At 36.1% G+C, this 20,850-nt stretch carries 5 protein-coding genes; 4 read left to right on the top strand and 1 reads right to left on the bottom strand.

The window, feature by feature from the left end; translation table 11 throughout:
- Positions 1-28: 28 nt before the first annotated feature.
- Entirely contained in the window at positions 29-1,507 is a 1,479-nt protein-coding gene (locus tag ACNFU2_RS07195; RefSeq protein WP_273648458.1) for a cryptochrome/photolyase family protein, read from the bottom strand.
- A 333-nt stretch (positions 1,508-1,840) separates the two neighbouring features.
- On the opposite strand from ACNFU2_RS07195, the gene ribA reads away from it, so the two are divergent.
- From ribA to ACNFU2_RS07175, 4 genes are all read left to right on the top strand, one after another.
- Positions 1,841-2,431: a GTP cyclohydrolase II gene (ribA, locus tag ACNFU2_RS07190; RefSeq protein WP_273648457.1), complete on the top strand. Its 591-nt coding sequence runs from the start codon at positions 1,841-1,843 to the stop codon at positions 2,429-2,431.
- A 48-nt stretch (positions 2,432-2,479) separates the two neighbouring features.
- Positions 2,480-3,910, top strand: coding sequence for an SDR family oxidoreductase (locus tag ACNFU2_RS07185; protein ID WP_273648456.1), 1,431 nt, complete (start codon positions 2,480-2,482; stop codon positions 3,908-3,910).
- Between the two features lie 576 nt (positions 3,911-4,486).
- Positions 4,487-4,885 carry a transcription termination/antitermination protein NusG gene (nusG, locus tag ACNFU2_RS07180; RefSeq protein WP_273648455.1) on the top strand — a complete coding sequence of 133 codons (399 nt, stop codon included), beginning with the start codon at positions 4,487-4,489 and terminating at the stop codon, positions 4,883-4,885.
- A gap of 188 nt (positions 4,886-5,073) precedes the next feature.
- A complete protein-coding gene (locus ACNFU2_RS07175; RefSeq protein ID WP_418124445.1) occupies positions 5,074-20,847 on the top strand; it encodes an amino acid adenylation domain-containing protein in 15,774 nt (5,257 codons plus the stop codon).
- The last annotated feature ends 3 nt before the right edge of the window (positions 20,848-20,850 follow it).

Raw genomic sequence — 20,850 nt, 5'->3', positions numbered from 1 at the left:
CTTTCCCGTATGTTGAAATTTTTATTTATTATTTCAGATTTTCAATAAATTCTTTTGCTCTTTTTATATGCTGTTTCCGTTGCTCTTCCGGCATTTTTTCAAGCGTTCTCAACATCATTCCCAACCTTGGATTTTTGGCGAAAAAATCCTTGTTATCATTGATGAAGTTCCAGAAAAGTGCATCCCATTGTTCTGCCCATTCTCCGTTAGGATAATCGCTCATTTTTTTGATGTAATTGCTGCCACTGATGTAGGGTTTCGTACTCATTTTGCCACCATCCGAAAAGGTGCTCATTCCATATACATTCGGAACCATTACCCAGTCATAAGAATCAATGAACATTTCCATAAACCACTGATATACTTCATCAGGATCGAATTGGCAGAGGTTCATTAAATTGGCAAAAATCATCAGCCTTTCGATGTGGTGTGCATAGCCGGTTTTTAGAATTTTCTGAATTGAGCTGTCAACTGGCTGGATTCCCGTTTTAGCGGTATAAAAAGATGCCGGAAGTTTTTGCTTGTGTTTCCAGTAATTTTTATTCCGCTGATGCACACCCTGATAAAGATAAACACCCCGGACAAATTCTCTCCATCCTAAAATTTGTCTAACAAAACCTTCCAGTGAGTTTACCGGAATATCATTTTCCTTTGCAAAGGAAATGGCTTTTTCCAAAACATTTTCCGCAGTTAAAAGTCCTACATTCATTAATGGAGAAAGAACACTGTGATGCAGAAAATTTTCTTTCTCCACGATGCTGTCTTCATAAATGCCAAATTCCGGAAAACGCATTTCCAGGAATTGCTCAAGCCATTTTTCAGCTTCTTTGAAAGTTGTAGGATAAAGCTGTTCATCTGTAAGAATTCCGTAATTTTTTGAAAAATGTTTTTCGGTATATTCTTTCGCCTCCTCATAATATTGATTGTTTGTCGGGAAATATATGAAAGGTGCTTTTTTATTTTTAGGATATTTTCTTCGGTTTTCCGTATCATAGGTCCATTTTCCTCCCAGCGGTTTTCCTGCCTTCATCAGGATATTCCGGGTGATTCTCTGCTGCTTGTAAAAATCAGTCTGATGGTATGATTTCTTCCCTTCAAAGTAATCTTTCAGCTCTTCTTTGGTATTCAAAAAAAGAGAGCTGTCATGAATTTCAAGATCTAATTTGGTTTGTCTTAATCTTTTTTCCAGCCAATTATCACAAACATCTGTCGTTTTTATAGTTTTAAAATGGTCGTTTTCCAGTTTCAGAATTAAGTTTCTGATGTCTGAGTATTTTGATGAACTTTCGATATATTCAACCTCAAAACCGGATTTTTTCAATGTATGTTCATAGAACTTCATTGTCGCACGATGAAAAGCTATCTTCTGTTTATGAAACGCATATTGCCTGAAAAATAAGAATTCCTCTATCAAAAATACCGGCTGATCTTGGATAAGGTAATCAGTATCCTCAAAAAGCTGATGCGGAAAAATCAGTTGAGCGGTATGTTTTATTATTTTAGCCATAATCGTCTGAATTCTTGCTTAGGGTTGTAAAGTTTTGCCTGTTCTCTGGATTAAAAGGCCGGTTGTTATTTATCAGTGCTCAATTTTATTTTATTTCACCTTGTCAAAAAAATTAATTTCGAAAGGTTGTAATTAGTGAAACATTGATCCGGGACTTCTCTTTCATTTATTATAACTTTTTGGTATTCAATATATAATTCAGTTTTTTTTCCTGTGTGATATTGGATTTTCCTGCATAAGAAAATGTATTTATCTACAAATTTAGTAAATAATTTTATTTTTATTTAAAATAAAGTATAAATTTGTACTATATGATTTTTTAATTTTTAAATTATGTTGACAATACAAGCGCAATCGAATATTCCAACTGATTTTGGAATGTTTACTGTTTATGCATTTTCAGAGTTCGAAGATGATTGGAATCCGAATCTGGTTTGGGTGGCGGAAAATACAGATTTTAGTACTGCGGTGAATGTGCGTTTTCATTCGGAGTGTATCACCGGCGAAGTTTTTCATTCTAAAAAATGCGAGTGCGGGCAACAGCTGGATGCTGCTATGAAATATGTGCATGAGAACGGCGGAATGATTATTTATCTGCGTCAGGAAGGTCGGAATATCGGAATCATCAACAAATTGAGAGCTTATGCACTTCAGGAAAAAGGCTTTGACACGGTAGAAGCTAATCTGAAACTGGGATTACCGGCTGATGGCAGAAATTTTGATATCGCGATAGAAGTGCTGAAGATTTTAAAAGTAAATGAAATTAATCTGCTGACCAACAATCCTGAAAAGCTGAAATCTCTTGATAACAGTGGAATTAAGCTAAAGAATAGAATTCCGCTGGAAATAGAGTCGAATGAGGTCAATGAAAGTTACCTGGCAAAAAAGAAAGATTATTTCGGACATCTTTTAGAAAAGGTATAATTTTTTCTTTCACCGGCAAACATTGTCAAACCACCAAAGCCTAATCCTATGAAAAAAATTCTGCTCACCGGCGCAACCGGATACATCGGAAAAAGAATGATCGACGTTATCGCTGCTCAGGGTTATCGGGTTATCTGTTGTTGCAGAGATAAAAATCGTTTTTCCAAAAGTGTCGATATTAACGATAGTCAGGTGGAAGTAGTGGAAGTAGATTTTTTAAAACCTGAAACCCTGGAAAATATTCCGAAAGATATTTCAGGAGCGTATTATCTTATGCATTCGATGAGCAATAGCAATGATTATGCTGAAAAAGAAAAAGAATGCGCTGTTAACTTTTCCAATTTTATTGAGAACACGGAATGCAAACACATCATTTATCTTTCGGGTCTGGTCAACGAAAAAGAATTATCCCAACATTTAAGTTCCCGGTTTGAGGTTGAAAAGATTCTTATGCAATGTAAAATTCCTGCCACGGTCTTAAGAGCCGGAATTATTATTGGATCAGGAAGTGCTTCTTTTGAAATTATAAGAGATCTGGTAGAAAAATTACCCATAATGATCGCTCCAAGGTGGCTTCACACAAAATGTCAGCCGATAGGAATTGCCAATGTTCTTGATTTTCTGATTTTTACATTATTTAAAGAAAAGGCCTATCGCAGAAATTTTGATATAGGTTGTGATAATGTTTTGACTTATAAAGAAATGCTCTTGGAATTTGCTAAAATCAGAGGGCTGAAAAGAAAGATTTTTACAGTTCCCGTAATGACACCCAAACTGTCCTCGTATTGGTTGTATTTTATTACTTCGACATCCTATAATTTGGCTTCCGCACTGGTTGGAAGTATGAAAATTGAGGTGGTATGCAGACCAGAAAGCTTACTGGAAATAAAACAGATTACGGGTGTTCAGCCATTTTCATATGATACAGCCTTAAGAAGAACTCTCGCTAAAATTCAGGATAAGGAAATTATATCAAGCTGGAAGGATAGCTTTATCAGCAGCAGAAGTGATTCCAATCTGAAAAATTATCTTGATGTCCCAAAATATGGATGCTTTACGGATCTAAGAACTGCAGAATACGATGATCGTGAAAAATGTCTGAACCGGGTTTTTTCTTTAGGAGGAACAAACGGTTGGTACGGGCAAAGCCTATGGAAAATACGGGGGTTTTTGGATCTATTGATTGGCGGACCGGGATTGCGGCGTGGGAGAACACATCCCGATCAACTTCACGAAGGTGATGCTTTGGATTTTTGGCGTGTTTTATATGCAAACAAAGAAGAAGGAAAACTTATTCTCTTCGCAGAAATGAAACTTCCCGGTGAGGCATGGCTCATGTTTAAAACTTATAAAGGAAAGCTTTGGCAAAAAGCGGTTTTCCGGCCGCATGGACTGACCGGGAGATTATACTGGTATTCTGTTTTACCATTTCATGGGATTATTTTTAAAGGTATGGTAAGGAGATTAGCAAAAAAGTGACTTTTTTAAGTTATCAACTCAAAATGAATATTGTCGCTTAATCTGTCATTACAGTAACGAATTTTAAAATTGAAAAACGGCATCGAAGAATGTAATCTTCGCATGAGGTCTTGTGGCCTTGATGAGATTGTTATCAAATAATTTTTTGTTAATCTTGTTAATTTGTTGAAATTTATAAAGTCTACTTAAATCTTATTATGTCACTAGTTTTTGATTTAATTTAGGGGCGAATTTTCGATTGTTCATTTCATTACTTGTTGATATATTGTACATTAATATTTTAACTATTTTACCTAACTTACTGTAAAAAAGTGAATAATAAGAGGTGTTGTCTGCTAATGAGAAATTAATTTTTTGTTAAATTCAAAATTTAGTGACATAATTTAAATGTTTTTTTTTTACATTAGCAACTCAGAAAAACTAAACACTAAGAATCGGAAAAATCAAAGATTAAAAATATTATCATCTAAAGTCTCTTTAATAATCTCTCTTTTTTTTAGTTCTTTAATATCTCTTTTGTCACAAGAAACTGTGACTTAAGTGGCGAAGCTGTAATAACCGTGATTGCTTAACATTATGAACTTTATCAAAGGTTGGTATGTAATCTATACCAAATCCCATCTCCAAAGAAAAATAGCTCAGAATTTAGCTGAGCGAGATTTCACGATATATCTATCTCTCAATATAATAATGTCACAATGGAGTGACCGTAAAAAGAAAGTAGAAAAGCCTCTTTTTAATTTGTATGTCTTTATTTATCTGGAAATAATAAAAGATTATTTCAAAGCATTTATAATGGATGAGATTGTATTATTTATCAGATCTGGAGGCAAATTAGTCCGGATTTTAGATGAAGAAATAAATCGCATTAAAGTATGTCTGAACCATTATTATGAGTGTAAAGGGATACATGAACTGAATATAGAAGAAAAAGAAAGTTATAATATCCGGCCCTTTCGAGTCTTATCCATGTAAAATTCTATAATAAATAACAATCAAAAGATTTGTGTAAGAATAGATTCTTTACAACAAAGTCTGATCGCTGAAATCCAACCTTATCATTTAATATAATGCTAAACACATCCTCTTTATCAAATATTTTTTGGCTAAATAAGACAAAAAATAAAGAAATTGTTGTCTTATCTGAAGATAACACTGCATCTTTGGAAATCGAGATTTTGAAGTGTGATCTGGATAGTTTTCTGAAAATTTCAAAAAACAGTTCTTTATCCAAATTAACCATTCTTTCATCTGTTTTTTCTTTTTTACTTGATAGATATTGTGAAGATTTTCAAGGTGTTATTAAGGTGTTTGCATCTGATCATATTCCATTAAAAAATAAAATATTATTGGATGTTGAGAAAAATACAGAGATAACATTTAAAGACCTTTTGAAGAGTTTTGCCAGCAATATTAAAGAAGCTGTTTCTCATTCTGATTACAATAACAATGATCTTGATTTAACGAAATACTCTAATTTTTCGATTCAGTATGGGAAGGGATCTGAATCCGTACAGGATAATCTTTCTCTTTTGTATAACGAATCTGAAGAAAAGGTTGTTTTAAGTATTTGTTATAAAGATATTTATAGAGGATATTTAATTGAGAATTTATTGAAGAGTTTAGTGCATATTCTTTCCAATTATGATCAATTACTAGATACAAGTCTCACCGATTATGCCCTTGTTTCAGAAGAGGAGGGAGTAGAAATGCTTAGCAGGTTTAACTTGACAACTGATTACCCTTCTGATCAGACAATTATTGATTTATTTGATTCTCAGGTAAGGAAAAATCCCGACGGGCTTGCAGTAATCTATGGAGATGTAGCATTGAGTTATGCTGATCTTGATATGGAATCCAATAGGTTGGCTCATTATATTAAAAATCAATATGATATAAAGGCTGATGACCTGATCTGTATTCAACTTCCCCGGAATGAAATGATGATCATATCCATACTGGGTATATTAAAATCTGGAGGAGCATACGTTCCTATCGATAGAGATTATCCAAAAGAACGGATTGACTACATTCTATCTGATACTAAAGCTAAAGTGAATATAGATGAAGTATTCCTGGCCAAGTTTAATGAAGTTAAACATGCATATTCAGCGGAAAGCTGTGGTTGTGCAATAAAAGGAAATCATCTGGCATACGTTATTTATACATCAGGAACTACCGGAAAACCTAAAGGGGTAATGATTGAGCATCAGAATGTATTTCATTCTACGATCAACAGAATTGCTTTCTATGATATTGAAAGTATGTTACTTGTCCCTTCTTTCTCTTTTGACTCTTCGGTAGCCGTAATCTTTGGAACACTGTGCAGTGGCGGAAGATTATTTATTGAAAGCAATATGAATATTAAAGATGTTGAATATATTTCGCATCGGATTATAAAAAATAAAATTGAGGGAATATTATGTGTTCCCAATTATTACTCCAGTTTGCTTCCTTATCTCAATGAAAACATTTCAGGAGAAAATACGCTGAAACATGTCATTGTTGCAGGAGAGGAATTAAGTAAAAATTTAGTATTAAATCATCAAAAACATAGCGATGCTATTCTGTATAATGAATATGGTCCTACAGAGTGTGCAGTATGGTCATCTGTTTCCATTGTCAATGATCCAAATGTAAATATTGGAAAGTCTATTTCGAATACACAGATTTATATATTGGATGAATATGGACATTTGTTACCAGTTGGAGTTCATGGAGAATTGTATATCGCGGGAGCAGGTTTAGCAAGAGGTTATTTAAACCGTGAAGATCTGACAGAAGAGAAGTTTATAGACAATCCGTTTGTTGAAGGTACAAAAATGTACCGTACCGGAGATTTGGGAAGATGGTTGCCAGATGGTACAATAGAGTATCTGGGAAGGATTGACGATCAGGTAAAGATCCGTGGGCATAGAATAGAGCTTGGAGAGATTGATCATCAGGTGCTTTCTTTCAGTGAATCAATTAAATCTGTAGTTACGGAAGTCAAAGAACATGAAGGAGACAAAAAGCTAGTGGTGTATTATGTCAGTGATTCTGTTATTGACAAGCAAGAACTAGCTTATTATTTAGAGAGTAAGCTTCCCCAATATATGCTACCTGGTTTTTACGTTGAGTTAGCGCATATTCCACTGACCAGTAACGGAAAGATCGACAGAAAGAGTTTGCCAGAAGTAAGCACTTCAGATTTAATCAAGACTGAATATGTGGCTCCAGTAACAACGGAAGAAAAAGCATTGGTAGAAGTCTGTGAGCAGGTTTTAAAATACAGTCCTGTCAGTATCCGTGATAATTATTATAACCTTGGAGGCGATTCGATTAAGTCAATCCAGATCGTATCCAGATTACGTCAGCGTGGCTATAGCTTAAAAGTAGAACATATTTTACAATATCCTGTTTTAGAAGAGTTGGCGTGCTATATGACAACAGATGTTGCTAAAATCGACCAGTCTGAAGTTACAGGAGAAAGTATTCTAACTCCTATCCAGAGGTATTTCTTTGAAAGTGAAGGGATCACCAATAAAAATCATTATAATCAGTCTGTTATTTTAAAGAGCAATGAAAGACTATCAGGTTCTGTCTTGGAATCTTCGATCAAACGTCTTGTAGAACACCATGATGCCTTAAGAATGGTGTATAGCCAGAAAGAAGGTGAGTGGAATCAATATAATGCAGGATCAGAAGGTCATCATTATCATTTTGAATATTTTGATATCAGAGAAGAAGGCTCTTTTGAAAACGAGCAGAGTTCTTTACAAAAAATAGGAGATCGTCTCCAAAGCGCCGTCAATATAGAATCCGGAATATTATTCCATATAGGACATGTTTCGATGAGTGATGGTGACCGAATCATATTGGTTATTCACCACCTTGTGGTTGACGGAGTTTCCTGGAGGATTTTGCTTGAAGATTTAGGAAGCTTATATGAATCGGGAATGAAAGGAGTATCTTATGAACTTCCTTCCAAAACAGATTCTTTCCAGAGTTGGGGAGCAGCATTGGAGAAGTATAGCAATAGTTCTTCTTTATCCCAAGAGCGTTTGTATTGGGAAGGTATAGAATCAGAGATTTATCCGGTTATTCCAACCGATTACCCTGCAAAAGGCAAACATATTTTAGATAGCAGCATCAGCTTTTCCTTAAATGAATTGTCTACGAAATTATTACAGACGCGTGCAGGTAAGAAATACAGTGCAGAGATTAATGATGTTTTATTGACGGGATTGGCCTTATCCTTACAGGATCAGTTTGGTATTAACAAGACCAAGGTGCTGATGGAAGGTCATGGTAGAGAGGTGATGAGTACTGACCTTGATATCAGCAGAACAGTAGGATGGTTCACCAGTGTGTATCCTTTTTCGTTAGACATCAGCAATGAGAGTCAGCCGGCTTTGGTGAGTGTCAAAGAAAATTTGAGAGGTATTCCTCATAAAGGGATTGGTTACGGAGTATTAAATTATTTAGGGGATTCATTTTCTTCAACAGGAAGTCCTACTATTCAGTTCAATTATCTTGGAAATTTTGATGATACAATAGGATCAGCATTTAATTATAGCTCAGAGTTTATCGGGAATCCGGTATCTGAAGAAAACCTAGGAACCGATATTCTATTGGATGTTTCAGGAATCACGATGAGTGGTGCCATGACTATCACGATCCGTTATTCAGGAGATCTCTTTATTGAAGCTACGGTTCAGAAACTGATGGATAGCTATCAGAATCAATTGGAGAAAATGATTGGCGAGAGTGAAGGCTCAGAGGTGATTTTAACACCATCAGATCTTACTTATAAAGGATTGTCATTCAATACGATTCAGGAGATCAATAAGAAAGGGGATATTGAAGATATTTATGAGCTTTCGCCAATGCAGCAGGGCTTGTATTACCATTGGCTTGTGGAACCCAAAGGAGCCACGTATTTCATGCAGACTTCGTACAGGACAAAATCCGAGGGTCTTGATCTGTCAGAAGTAGAAAAGGCATTTGGAATCCTTGTCAATCGCTATACGGTTTTACGGACTTCTTTTGATAATCGTTATGGAGAAGTTCCTTTGCAAATCGTTCACAAAAAAGCACAAGTTGACTTTAAGCATTTAATCTTAGAATCAGAGCTTGAATTAGATACTATAAAAGAAGAGGATATAGCCCAAGGATTTGGCCTGGGTGTACCTACCCAAATGCGCCTGACGGTTATCACGCTTCCTAATGGAGAATATGAATTCATTTGGAGTCATCACCATATTATCATGGATGGGTGGTGTTTAAGTATCCTTATCAATGATTTCGCTGTTATTTTGAACTCCCTGAAACAAGATGTGGAGATTAATTTGCCGGAATCTAAAAAATATTCGTCTTATATCAACTGGCTGAAAACAGTAAATAAAGAAGAAGCCTTAAGTTACTGGGAAAATTATCTCAAAGGGGTGGTTTCTCCAACACTTATTCCTTTTAAAAAGAGTACATCAGAAAAGGATCCTCACTTTATTACCGAAATAATAAAAGTAGAAAATGAGGAATTCGCTGGTATTAGCAATCTTTGTAAAAATCTGGGAATCACTCTCAATACATATGTCCAGGGAGTTTGGTCTTATTTGTTAAGTTGTTATAATGCATCTGAAGAAGTAGTTTTTGGGAGTGTGGTTTCAGGAAGACCTGCAGATATTGAAGAGGTTGAGCATATGGTCGGACTCTTTATCAATACTATTCCTGTATGTGTGAATGTAAGTAAAGATGAAACACCAAGAAATTTACTCGAAAAATTACATCACGATTCTATTCAGGGTACCGGATACCATTTTACCGGTTTATCCGATATCCAGTCTCTATCTTCATTAGGAAAAGAGTTGATCAACAATATTATCGTTTTTGAGAACTATGCAAAGCGAGATGTTAATAATCATCTTTCGATCATGGGAATGGCTGATCAAAAAGCAGATACTTTTGAACAGACGAATTATGATTTTAATATTATTGCCGTTCCGGGAAAAAATAGCTTATCAATAGATTTTAAATACAATTCATCTGTATTTTATAAATCTTTAATAACATCTTTAGCCGGGCATTTTAAGAATATATTGGGACAGTTTGCAGCTTTTCCTGATCAGGCAATCAAAAACTTCAGCTATTTAAGTAATCCGGAAGTAAAGGAATTATTGGAAGACTTCAATGGTGCAGAAACTTCATATTCTTCTGAAAAGACTGTTGTAAAATTGTTTGAAGAACAGGTTAATAGCTGTGCGAATAGTGTAGCATTAATATATGATGATGTAAAGCTTAGCTACAATGATTTAAATGCAGAATCTAACCGTCTAGCTCATTACCTGAGAAATCATTACAATATCAGATCTAATGACTTGGTTTGTATTGAACTGCCACGTAATGAAAAGATGATTGTTTCGATTCTTGGAATTCTAAAATCAGGAGGAGCGTATGTTCCGATTGATGTGAATTACCCTCAGGAAAGAAAAGATTTTATTGTGAAAGATACACAGTCTAAATTGTGTATAGATGAGTCTTTCTGGAAAGAGTTTGATTCATTGAAAGAAAATTATTCAATAGAAAATCTTTCTACAGAGATTCATCGTTCAGATCTGGCTTATGTTATTTATACGTCGGGTACAACAGGAAACCCTAAAGGAGTTTGTATCAGCCATTCTAGTTTGATGAACTATGTTTCCTGGAGTAATGGATATTATTTTAATGGTGGAGACCGAGGCAACTGGGGATTATTCACTTCAATATCCTTTGATCTTTCAGTTACTGCACTATTCTGTTCTCTGACGAGAGGAAGCTCTTTATGGTTGGGAGAGAATGAAGTAGACATTTTAGCTGTTCTTATGAATGCGTTTGAAAATCCAGATATAGATATTTTAAAATTAACGCCTTCTCATATTTCATTATTAAAGAATGTAGAAATCAATAATACGGGTATCCGAAAAATTATTTTAGGAGGAGAAAAGCTTTATAATGAGCATATTCAGATTATTCACGCTATCAATAAAGATATTGAGATCTATGATGAGTACGGCCCAACAGAGGCAACCGTAGGCTGTATTGCCCGGAAAGTTGAGCTATCTGTTAACACGATCGGAGGTCCAATTTCGAATACACAGATTTATATATTGGATGAATATGGTCATCTGTTACCAGTTGGAATTCATGGAGAATTGTATATAGCGGGAGCGGGTTTAGCAAGAGGTTATTTAAATCGTGAAGATCTGACAGAAGAGAAGTTTATAGACAATCCGTTTGTTGAAGGTACAAAAATGTACCGTACTGGAGATTTGGGAAGATGGTTGCCAGATGGTACAATAGAGTATCTGGGAAGGATTGACGATCAGGTAAAGATCCGTGGGCATAGAATAGAGCTTGGAGAGATTGATCATCAGGTGCTTTCTTTCAGTGAATCAATTAAATCTGTAGTTACGGAAGTCAAAGAACATGAAGGAGACAAAAAGCTAGTGGTGTATTATGTCAGTGATTCTGTTATTGACAAGCAAGAACTAGCTTATTATTTAGAGAGTAAGCTTCCCCAATATATGCTACCTGGTTTTTACGTTGAGTTAGCGCATATTCCACTGACCAGTAACGGAAAGATCGACAGAAAGAGTTTGCCAGAAGTAAGCACTTCAGATTTAATCAAGACTGAATATGTGGCTCCAGTAACAACGGAAGAAAAAGCATTGGTAGAAGTCTGTGAGCAGGTTTTAAAATACAGTCCTGTCAGTATCCGTGATAATTATTATAACCTTGGAGGCGATTCGATTAAGTCAATCCAGATCGTATCCAGATTACGTCAGCGTGGCTATAGCTTAAAAGTAGAACATATTTTACAATATCCTGTTTTAGAAGAGTTGGCGTGCTATATGACAACAGATGTTGCTAAAATCGACCAGTCTGAAGTTACAGGAGAAAGTATTCTAACTCCTATCCAGAGGTATTTCTTTGAAAGTGAAGGGATCACCAATAAAAATCATTATAATCAGTCTGTTATTTTAAAGAGCAATGAAAGACTATCAGGTTCTGTCTTGGAATCTTCGATCAAACGTCTTGTAGAACACCATGATGCCTTAAGAATGGTGTATAGCCAGAAAGAAGGTGAGTGGAATCAATATAATGCAGGATCAGAAGGTCATCATTATCATTTTGAATATTTTGATATCAGAGAAGAAGGCTCTTTTGAAAACGAGCAGAGTTCTTTACAAAAAATAGGAGATCGTCTCCAAAGCGCCGTCAATATAGAATCCGGAATATTATTCCATATAGGACATGTTTCGATGAGTGATGGTGACCGAATCATATTGGTTATTCACCACCTTGTGGTTGACGGAGTTTCCTGGAGGATTTTGCTTGAAGATTTAGGAAGCTTATATGAATCGGGAATGAAAGGAGTATCTTATGAACTTCCTTCCAAAACAGATTCTTTCCAGAGTTGGGGAGCAGCATTGGAGAAGTATAGCAATAGTTCTTCTTTATCCCAAGAGCGTTTGTATTGGGAAGGTATAGAATCAGAGATTTATCCGGTTATTCCAACCGATTACCCTGCAAAAGGCAAACATATTTTAGATAGCAGCATCAGCTTTTCCTTAAATGAATTGTCTACGAAATTATTACAGACGCGTGCAGGTAAGAAATACAGTGCAGAGATTAATGATGTTTTATTGACGGGATTGGCCTTATCCTTACAGGATCAGTTTGGTATTAACAAGACCAAGGTGCTGATGGAAGGTCATGGTAGAGAGGTGATGAGTACTGACCTTGATATCAGCAGAACAGTAGGATGGTTCACCAGTGTGTATCCTTTTTCGTTAGACATCAGCAATGAGAGTCAGCCGGCTTTGGTGAGTGTCAAAGAAAATTTGAGAGGTATTCCTCATAAAGGGATTGGTTACGGAGTATTAAATTATTTAGGGGATTCATTTTCTTCAACAGGAAGTCCTACTATTCAGTTCAATTATCTTGGAGATTTTGATGATACAATAGGATCAGCATTTAATTATAGCTCAGAGTTTATCGGGAATCCGGTATCTGAAGAAAACCTAGGAACCGATATTCTATTGGATGTTTCAGGAATCACGATGAGTGGTGCCATGACTATCACGATCCGTTATTCAGGAGATCTCTTTACTGAAGCTACGGTTCAGAAACTGATGGATAGCTATCAGAATCAATTGGAGAAAATGATTGGTGAGAGTGAAGGCTCAGAGGTGATTTTAACACCATCAGATCTTACTTATAAAGGATTGTCATTCAATACGATTCAGGAGATCAATAAGAAAGGGGATATTGAAGATATTTATGAGCTTTCGCCAATGCAGCAGGGCTTGTATTACCATTGGCTTGTGGAACCCAAAGGAGCCACGTATTTCATGCAGACTTCGTACAGGACAAAATCCGAGGATTTTGATCTGTCAGAAGTAGAAAAGGCATTTGGAATCCTTGTCAATCGCTATACGGTTTTACGGACTTCTTTTGATAATCGTTATGGAGAAGTTCCTTTGCAGATCGTTCACAAAAAAGCACAAGTTGACTTTAAATATCATACAATAGGATCTAAAGATTCCCTGGAAAACGATCTGGAGATTATTAAAGAAAATGATATTATCCGTGGTTTTGCTCTGAATCAACCTACACAATTACGTTTGATAATAGTAGAATTATCAAATGATACATATGAGTTTATTTGGAGTTATCACCATATCATTATGGATGGATGGTGTCTGAGTATCCTGATCAACGATTTCTCTGCAATATTAGACTCGCTTAAACAAAGTCTGGAAGCCAATTTACCAGAACCTCAGAAATATTCTGCTTATCTTAAATGGCTAAGCGGGATTGATAAAGATTCGGCAATGTTGCATTGGAAAAACTATTTAGAAGGAATTAATGCTCCAACGCTTATACCTTTTGAAAAGAACTCCAAAGAAGAACCTCCTCATTTTGTTACCGAAAAATTTAGTGTGGTGGGAGATGAATTTAAAGAAATTGATCAGCTGTGTCAGAAACTTGGAATTACTCTCAATACTTATATACAGGGTGTGTGGTCTTATCTTTTAAGTAAATACAATTCCTCAGAAGAAATCATATTCGGAGCTGTTGTGTCAGGAAGACCGGCAGAAATTGAGGACGTAGAACGTATGGTCGGATTGTTTATCAATACCATCCCTGTAAGGATTTTGGTTAACAAAGATGATACACCGCGTAGCCTTTTGAAAAAAGTACATCAGAATTCTATACAGAATACAGGATATCATTTCAACAGTTTGGCGGAAATTCAATCCTTATCTTCTTTAGGGAAAGATTTGCTAAGCAACATTATTATATTTGAAAACTACGTAAAGAATGAACCGAATGAAAACTTTGAAAAAGTAAAAGTTTTTGATCAATCCAACTATAACTTTACATTAGTCGCAGAACCATATGAGGATCATTTAAATATGGATTTTGAATACAATGCATCAGTATATTCTTCTTTTATCAAGATTCTGGTTTCTCATTTGAAAAATGCTCTTAACCAATTTAAAACGTACATTGATACTCCTCTTTCGGAATTAGATTATCTAAGTTTCTCTGAACGAGAGTTCCTGATCAATGAGCTTAACGCTACAGAAGTTGCTTATCCTGCAGGTACAACAATTCTTAGTTTATTTGAAGATCAGGTGAATGTTACTCCTGACAATATTGCTGTTGTTTTTGATGATCTTAGCTTAAGCTATATCGAATTGAATGAAAAAGCATCCAGCCTTGCTCTTCAGCTTCAAAGTGCTTATGGAATCAAGAAAGGCGATTATGTAGGAGTAATGCTTAATCGTGGAGAAAATCAGATCGTTTCTATTCTTGGGATATTGAAACTAGGAGCAGTTTATGTACCTATAGATGCGAATCTTCCAGAATCCAGGAAAGAAGTGATGACTTCTGATTTATCTTTACTGATCACCGAATCTTACTATTTCTTTGACCTTGATTTCTATTCTGGTGAATCTTTTTCTATAGATTTAGAATTTACAGAAGAAGATGCCTCAGGGTTTACATCAGAAGTTTTAGAAAGAGATGATATTGCATACATCATATACACTTCCGGTTCTACGGGAGAACCAAAAGGAGTTTTGAATACTCATGGCGGTATTTTGAATACAATGTTATTCCAGAAAGAATTCTTTGAAGTTTCCTCTTATGAGAATGTTGCTCAGTTTGCTTCTTTTTCATTTGATGCTTCTATTTCAGAGATTTTTATGACGTTGCTAAGTGGTAAGAGTCTTCATATTTTGAGTGATTCAGTGAGAAAAGATGTTTATGCCTTTGAAGAGTATGTAAACAATCATTCCATTGATCTGGTAACACTGCCACCGGCATTTTTCAGTTTACTGAATGTTGAGAGACTTCAGGGATTGAAAGGTTTAATAACCGCAGGAGAATCAGCAATTATTGGTAAGACGAAAGAATATCTGAAGTATGGAACTTTTTACAATGCTTATGGTCCTACAGAGACGAGCATCTGTGCTACCGTACATAAACTTGAAAAGGGGAGTGATTTAGCTTCTTCTACCATACCTATCGGTCAGCCTATCGCCAATACGCAGATTTATATTTTAGATGAGAATAAACATTTGGTTCCTGCAGGAGTAAGCGGGGAGATGTATATCTCTGGAGCTGGATTGGCTCAGGGTTATTTAAATAATCCAGAGCTTACCGCAGAGAAGTTTGTAGACAATCCATTTATTCCGGGTACGAAGATGTACCGCACAGGAGATTTAGGAAAATGGCTAGCTGATGGTACAATAGAGTATCTGGGAAGGATTGACCATCAGGTAAAGATCCGTGGTCATAGGATAGAGCTTGGAGAGATCGACAGCCAGGTGCTTTCTTTCAGTGAATCGATTAAATCTGTTGTTACAGAAGTAAAAGAACATGAAGAAGATAAGAGTTTGGTGGTGTACTATGTAAGTGATACCCCGATTGACAAGCAGGATCTGGCGAGACATCTGGAGAGCAAGCTTCCACAATATATGTTACCCGGCTTTTATGTGGAACTTGACCAGATTCCTTTAACAAGCAATGGAAAGGTTGACAGAAAGAGTTTACCAGAAGTAAGTTCAGAAGATCTTATTACCACAGAATATGTTGCAGCTACCAGTAAAGAAGAAAAGGTATTAGTCTCTGTCTGTGAGCAGGTCTTGAAACACAGTCCGATCAGTATCCGTGATAACTATTATAATTTAGGAGGAGACTCCATAAAATCCATTCAGATAGTTTCCAGGCTTCGTCAGCAGGGTTATAGTCTGAAGGTAGAACATATTTTACAGTATCCTGTATTAGAAGAGCTGGCGTGCTATATGACAACAGATGTTGCTAAAATCGACCAGTCTGAAGTTACAGGAGAAAGTATTCTAACTCCTATCCAGAGGTATTTCTTTGAAAGTGAAGGGATCACCAATAAAAATCATTATAATCAGTCTGTTATTTTAAAAAGCAGTGAAAGACTGTCGGCTTCTGTTTTAGAAACTTCCTTAAAATGTCTTGTAGAGCATCATGATGCTTTAAGAATGATGTATAGTCATAAAGACGGGAAATGGAATCAGTATAATTCGGGAATTGATGGCGTACATTACCGTTTAGCGTCTTTTGATATCCGGGACAGTGGCAGTGAATCAGAAGAATTATTCCAATTACAACAAATAGGAAAGGACCTTCAGAGTACAATCAACATAGAGTCTGGAGTTTTATTCCATGTGGGTCATGTTTCCATGAGTGATGGGGACCGTATCATTTTAGTTGTTCATCATTTGGTAATGGATGGTGTTTCGTGGAGAATTTTGCTGGAAGATTTAGGTAATTTATATGAGTCAGAAATTAGAGGACAACAATATTCTCTGCCCTCTAAAACGGATTCCTTCCAGAGTTGGGGTAAAGCCTTGGATGAATACAGCAGAAGTTTGGAACTATCCAAAGAGCGTTTATATTGGGAAGGCGTAGAATCTGAAAACTATACAGCTCTTGTTACAGATTATCCTGTAGAAGGCAAACAGGTTTTAGATAAAAGCTTAGGTTTTAGTTTAAGTACTGATGCTACTAAATTATTACAGACTCGTGCAGGGAGGAAATACAGTGCAGAGATCAATGATGTTTTACTGACCGGTTTGGCATTGGCTTTACAGAATCAGTTTGGGGTTAGCAAGACCAAGGTATTAATGGAAGGACATGGTAGGGAAGTGATGAACACAGGACTTGACATCAGCCGGACGATAGGTTGGTTTACCAGTGTATATCCTTTTAACCTTGATATCAGCGATAACAGTCAGCCTGCTTTGGTAAGTGTAAAAGAAGGTTTACGAGGTATTCCAAACAAAGGGATTGGTTATGGTATTTTGAATTATCTGGGTGATGCATTTTCTTCAACAAGTAATCCTTCCATACAGTTCAATTACCTTGGAGATTTTAATGAAATTGGAGATTCTGAAACTGAAGGGAAGCGCTCCTTATTTGATTACAGTTCCGAAAATATAGGCTCTTCTGTAGATTCTGCTAATTTATCTACAGATCTCTTGTTGGATGTCTCAGGAATGACGGTGAACGGAGTGATGAGTATCAATATCCGTTTTTCAGATAAATTATTTACAGAAAATACGATACAAAAACTTTTATTCGCTTATCAGTCTCACCTGGAAGCTATAGTGAAAGAGAGTGAAGATTCATCTGTGATTCTAACTCCATCAGACCTTACTTACAAAGGATTATCATTCAGCACCATTGAGGAGATCAGTAAAGGGAATGATATAGAAGATATTTATGAGCTTTCCCCGATGCAGCAGGGCTTGTATTATCATTGGCTGGTAGATCCTAAAGGATTAGCATATTTTATGCAGACTTCGTACCGCATTAAAGCTTCTGAGCTTAACTTATCTTTGGTAGAAAAGGCATTTGGGATATTATTAAACCGTTACACGATTCTTCGCACTTCCTTTGAAGACCGTTATGGAGAAGTGCCTTTACAGATTGTTCATAAAAAAGCTCGAATTGACTTTAAGCATTTAATCTTAGAATCAGAACTTGAACTAGACAATATCAGACAAGGTGATATAGATCGTGGTTTTAATTTGGGTGAACCTACACAGATGCGTTTGCTGGTTGTACAATTACCTAATGGTTATTACGACTTCATCTGGAGTCATCATCATATCATTATGGACGGCTGGTGCCTTAGTATTCTGATCAGTGATTTTTCTACAATATTAGGCAGTCTTCAAAATGGTATTGCTATTCCATTACCGGATACTGAGAAATACGCTTCATATATTAAATGGCTTGAAAGCGTAGATAAAGAAGAAGCTTTAACCTATTGGAAAAATTATCTCCAGGGAATCGATTCCCCGACATTAATTCCTTTTATTAATACCAATGAATCATCCCACAACCATTACCTTACTGAAACCCTTACCATAGGAAAACATGATTTTGAGGCTATTGAAGACTTCTGTCAGGGTTCCGGTATTACGTTGAATACGTATTTCCAGGGAGTGTGGTCTTACTTGTTAAGCTCTTATAATGCATCCGAAGAAGTAGTCTTTGGGAGTGTGGTTTCAGGAAGACCTGCTGAAATTCCTGGAATTGAGAATATGGTGGGGTTATTTATCAATACAATACCAGTATGTGCCCGAATTGGTGAGGAGGATACTCCACGTAGTCTGTTAAGCCAACTTCATCAGGACTCTATTCAGAGCAGCCGTTATCATTTTAATAGTCTGGCAGAGATCCAGTCTTTATCCTCTTTAGGTAAAGAGCTGATTAATCATATTATTGTTTTTGAGAATTATGTAAAGAATGAGCAAGGGAATGCAGAAGCAAGTTCATATGCAGGCTTATCGTCTGAGTCAGCAGGTTCTTTTGAACAGACGAATTATCCTTTTACCATTGTTGTGGTTCCTGATAATGGCAGTCTGCATATTGAGTTTCGCTATAATTCTTCCGTATTTGCTCCATCTTCAATGACGTCTTTATTGTCTCATTTTAGAGAAGTTTTTCATCAGTTTATAAGTGCAGCAGATACTCCTTTAAAAACAATGGATTATGTAAGCCTTGAAGAAAAGGCAGTTTTAGAATCATTCAATAATACAGAAGTTAATTATCCTGTTGATGAAACTATTGTAAGTTTATTTGAAAAACAGGTACTAACGACTCCGGATCATGCAGCAGTTGTTTATGAAGATATTTCGCTGACCTATGCTGACCTCAATGCCCGATCCAATCAGTTAGCTCATTATTTACGTGAGAAATATTCTATAGAGGGAGATGATTTGATTTGTATTGAGTTACCTCGTAATGAGAATATGCTGGTTGCAATATTAGGGATACTGAAGTCGGGAGGAGCTTACGTGCCAATAGATGTTGATTATCCAAAGGAAAGGATCAATTACATTTTGAGTGACACCCAGGCTAAAGCTAGTATTGATGAATCTTTCCTTTTAGAGTTTGATTCTTTAAAAGAAAAATATTCCACAGAGAATCCTGAGACAGTAATCAGACCAGATCACTTAGCTTATATTATCTATACTTCAGGGACCACAGGAAATCCAAAAGGGGTAATGATTGAACATAAAAATGTAGTTCGTTTATTGTTCAATGACGAAGCATTGTATGATTTTAACAGTAATGACTCATGGACTTTATTCCATTCCTATAATTTTGACTTTTCGGTATGGGAATGTTATGGTGCCTTACTTTACGGAGGCAGTTTGCATATAATCTCAAAGCAGACGGCTCAGGATCCCGGAGCCTTCTTAAACTATCTGATTGAGAACAAGATCACGATATTAAATCAAACTCCTGCTGCTTTTTATAATCTTCTGGAATTTGACAGTGAATTTAATAACGAGAAACTGTCGTTACGCTATGTCATTTTTGGAGGAGAAGCTCTTAATCCTGTTCTATTGCAGGATTGGCATCGTAAATATCCGGAAATCCAAATGATCAATATGTACGGGATCACGGAAACTACTGTCCATGTTACCTATAAAAAGCTTAACACTGCAGACATGACCCGTTCTTTATCTAATATAGGAAAACCTATCCCAACGTTGGGCTGCTATATTCTGAATCCATACGGTCATTTGCTTCCTGTAGGAGTGATTGGAGAGATGTATGTTTCCGGTGATGGTTTGGCCAGAGGTTACCTTAACCTTGAAGATTTAACTGAAGAGAAATTTATTGATAATCCTTTTGTAAAAGGCGGTAAAATGTATCGTTCCGGTGATCTTGGAAGATGGTTACCAGACGGTAATATCGAATATTTGGGAAGAATTGATCATCAGGTTAAGATCCGCGGTCATAGGATAGAGCTAGGAGAAATAGACACTCAGGTACTTTCTTATGGAGATTCTATCAAAAATGCAGTTACTGCCGTTAAAGAACATCAGGGCAATAAGAGTTTGGTAGTGTATTATGTTTCAGACATATCGATTGATAAACAAGACTTGTCTCAATATCTGGAAACAAAGCTTCCGCAGTATATGCTGCCAGGTTTTTATGTGGAACTGGATTTTATTCCTTTAACCAGCAATGGCAAGATTGACAGGAAAAGCTTACCTGAAGTGGAAAGTTCGGATCTAATCAAGAACGAATATGTAGCACCTCAAACGGAAACGGAGCAACTACTGGTTGAATTACTAGCAAAAATTTTGAATTATCAGAAAGAAGAGATCAGTATTCAGGACAACTTCTTTGATATGGGATTAAATTCATTGTCTATTGTAAAGCTCTCCCAGCTATTGCGTAAAGATTTTGGTTTAGAAATAGAAATTGCCAAATTCTTTTCTTACCCAAGTGTATCAGAGTTAGCACACTTCATACAAAGCATGAACTCATACACTGAAGAAACGACAGCAGAAGATCAAAATCTGTCGGATCACGTAGATAACCTTATTGATAACCTGTTCGATTAAATT

The organism is Chryseobacterium sp. PTM-20240506 (genome assembly GCF_048296755.1).
Classification (GTDB): domain Bacteria; phylum Bacteroidota; class Bacteroidia; order Flavobacteriales; family Weeksellaceae; genus Chryseobacterium; species Chryseobacterium proteolyticum.
The sequence above is the reverse complement of the archived record's forward strand: the minus strand, read 5'-3'. Positions and strand labels throughout refer to the sequence as shown.

Bases quoted from the DNA above. Each gene is read 5' to 3' on its own strand.
- ACNFU2_RS07195 (WP_273648458.1), bottom strand. From the start codon at position 1,507: ATGGCTAAAATAATAAAACATACCGCTCAACTGATTTTTCCGCATCAG.
- ribA (WP_273648457.1), top strand. From the start codon at position 1,841: ATGTTGACAATACAAGCGCAATCGAATATTCCAACTGATTTTGGAATG.
- ACNFU2_RS07185 (WP_273648456.1), top strand. From the start codon at position 2,480: ATGAAAAAAATTCTGCTCACCGGCGCAACCGGATACATCGGAAAAAGA.
- nusG (WP_273648455.1), top strand. From the start codon at position 4,487: ATGAACTTTATCAAAGGTTGGTATGTAATCTATACCAAATCCCATCTC.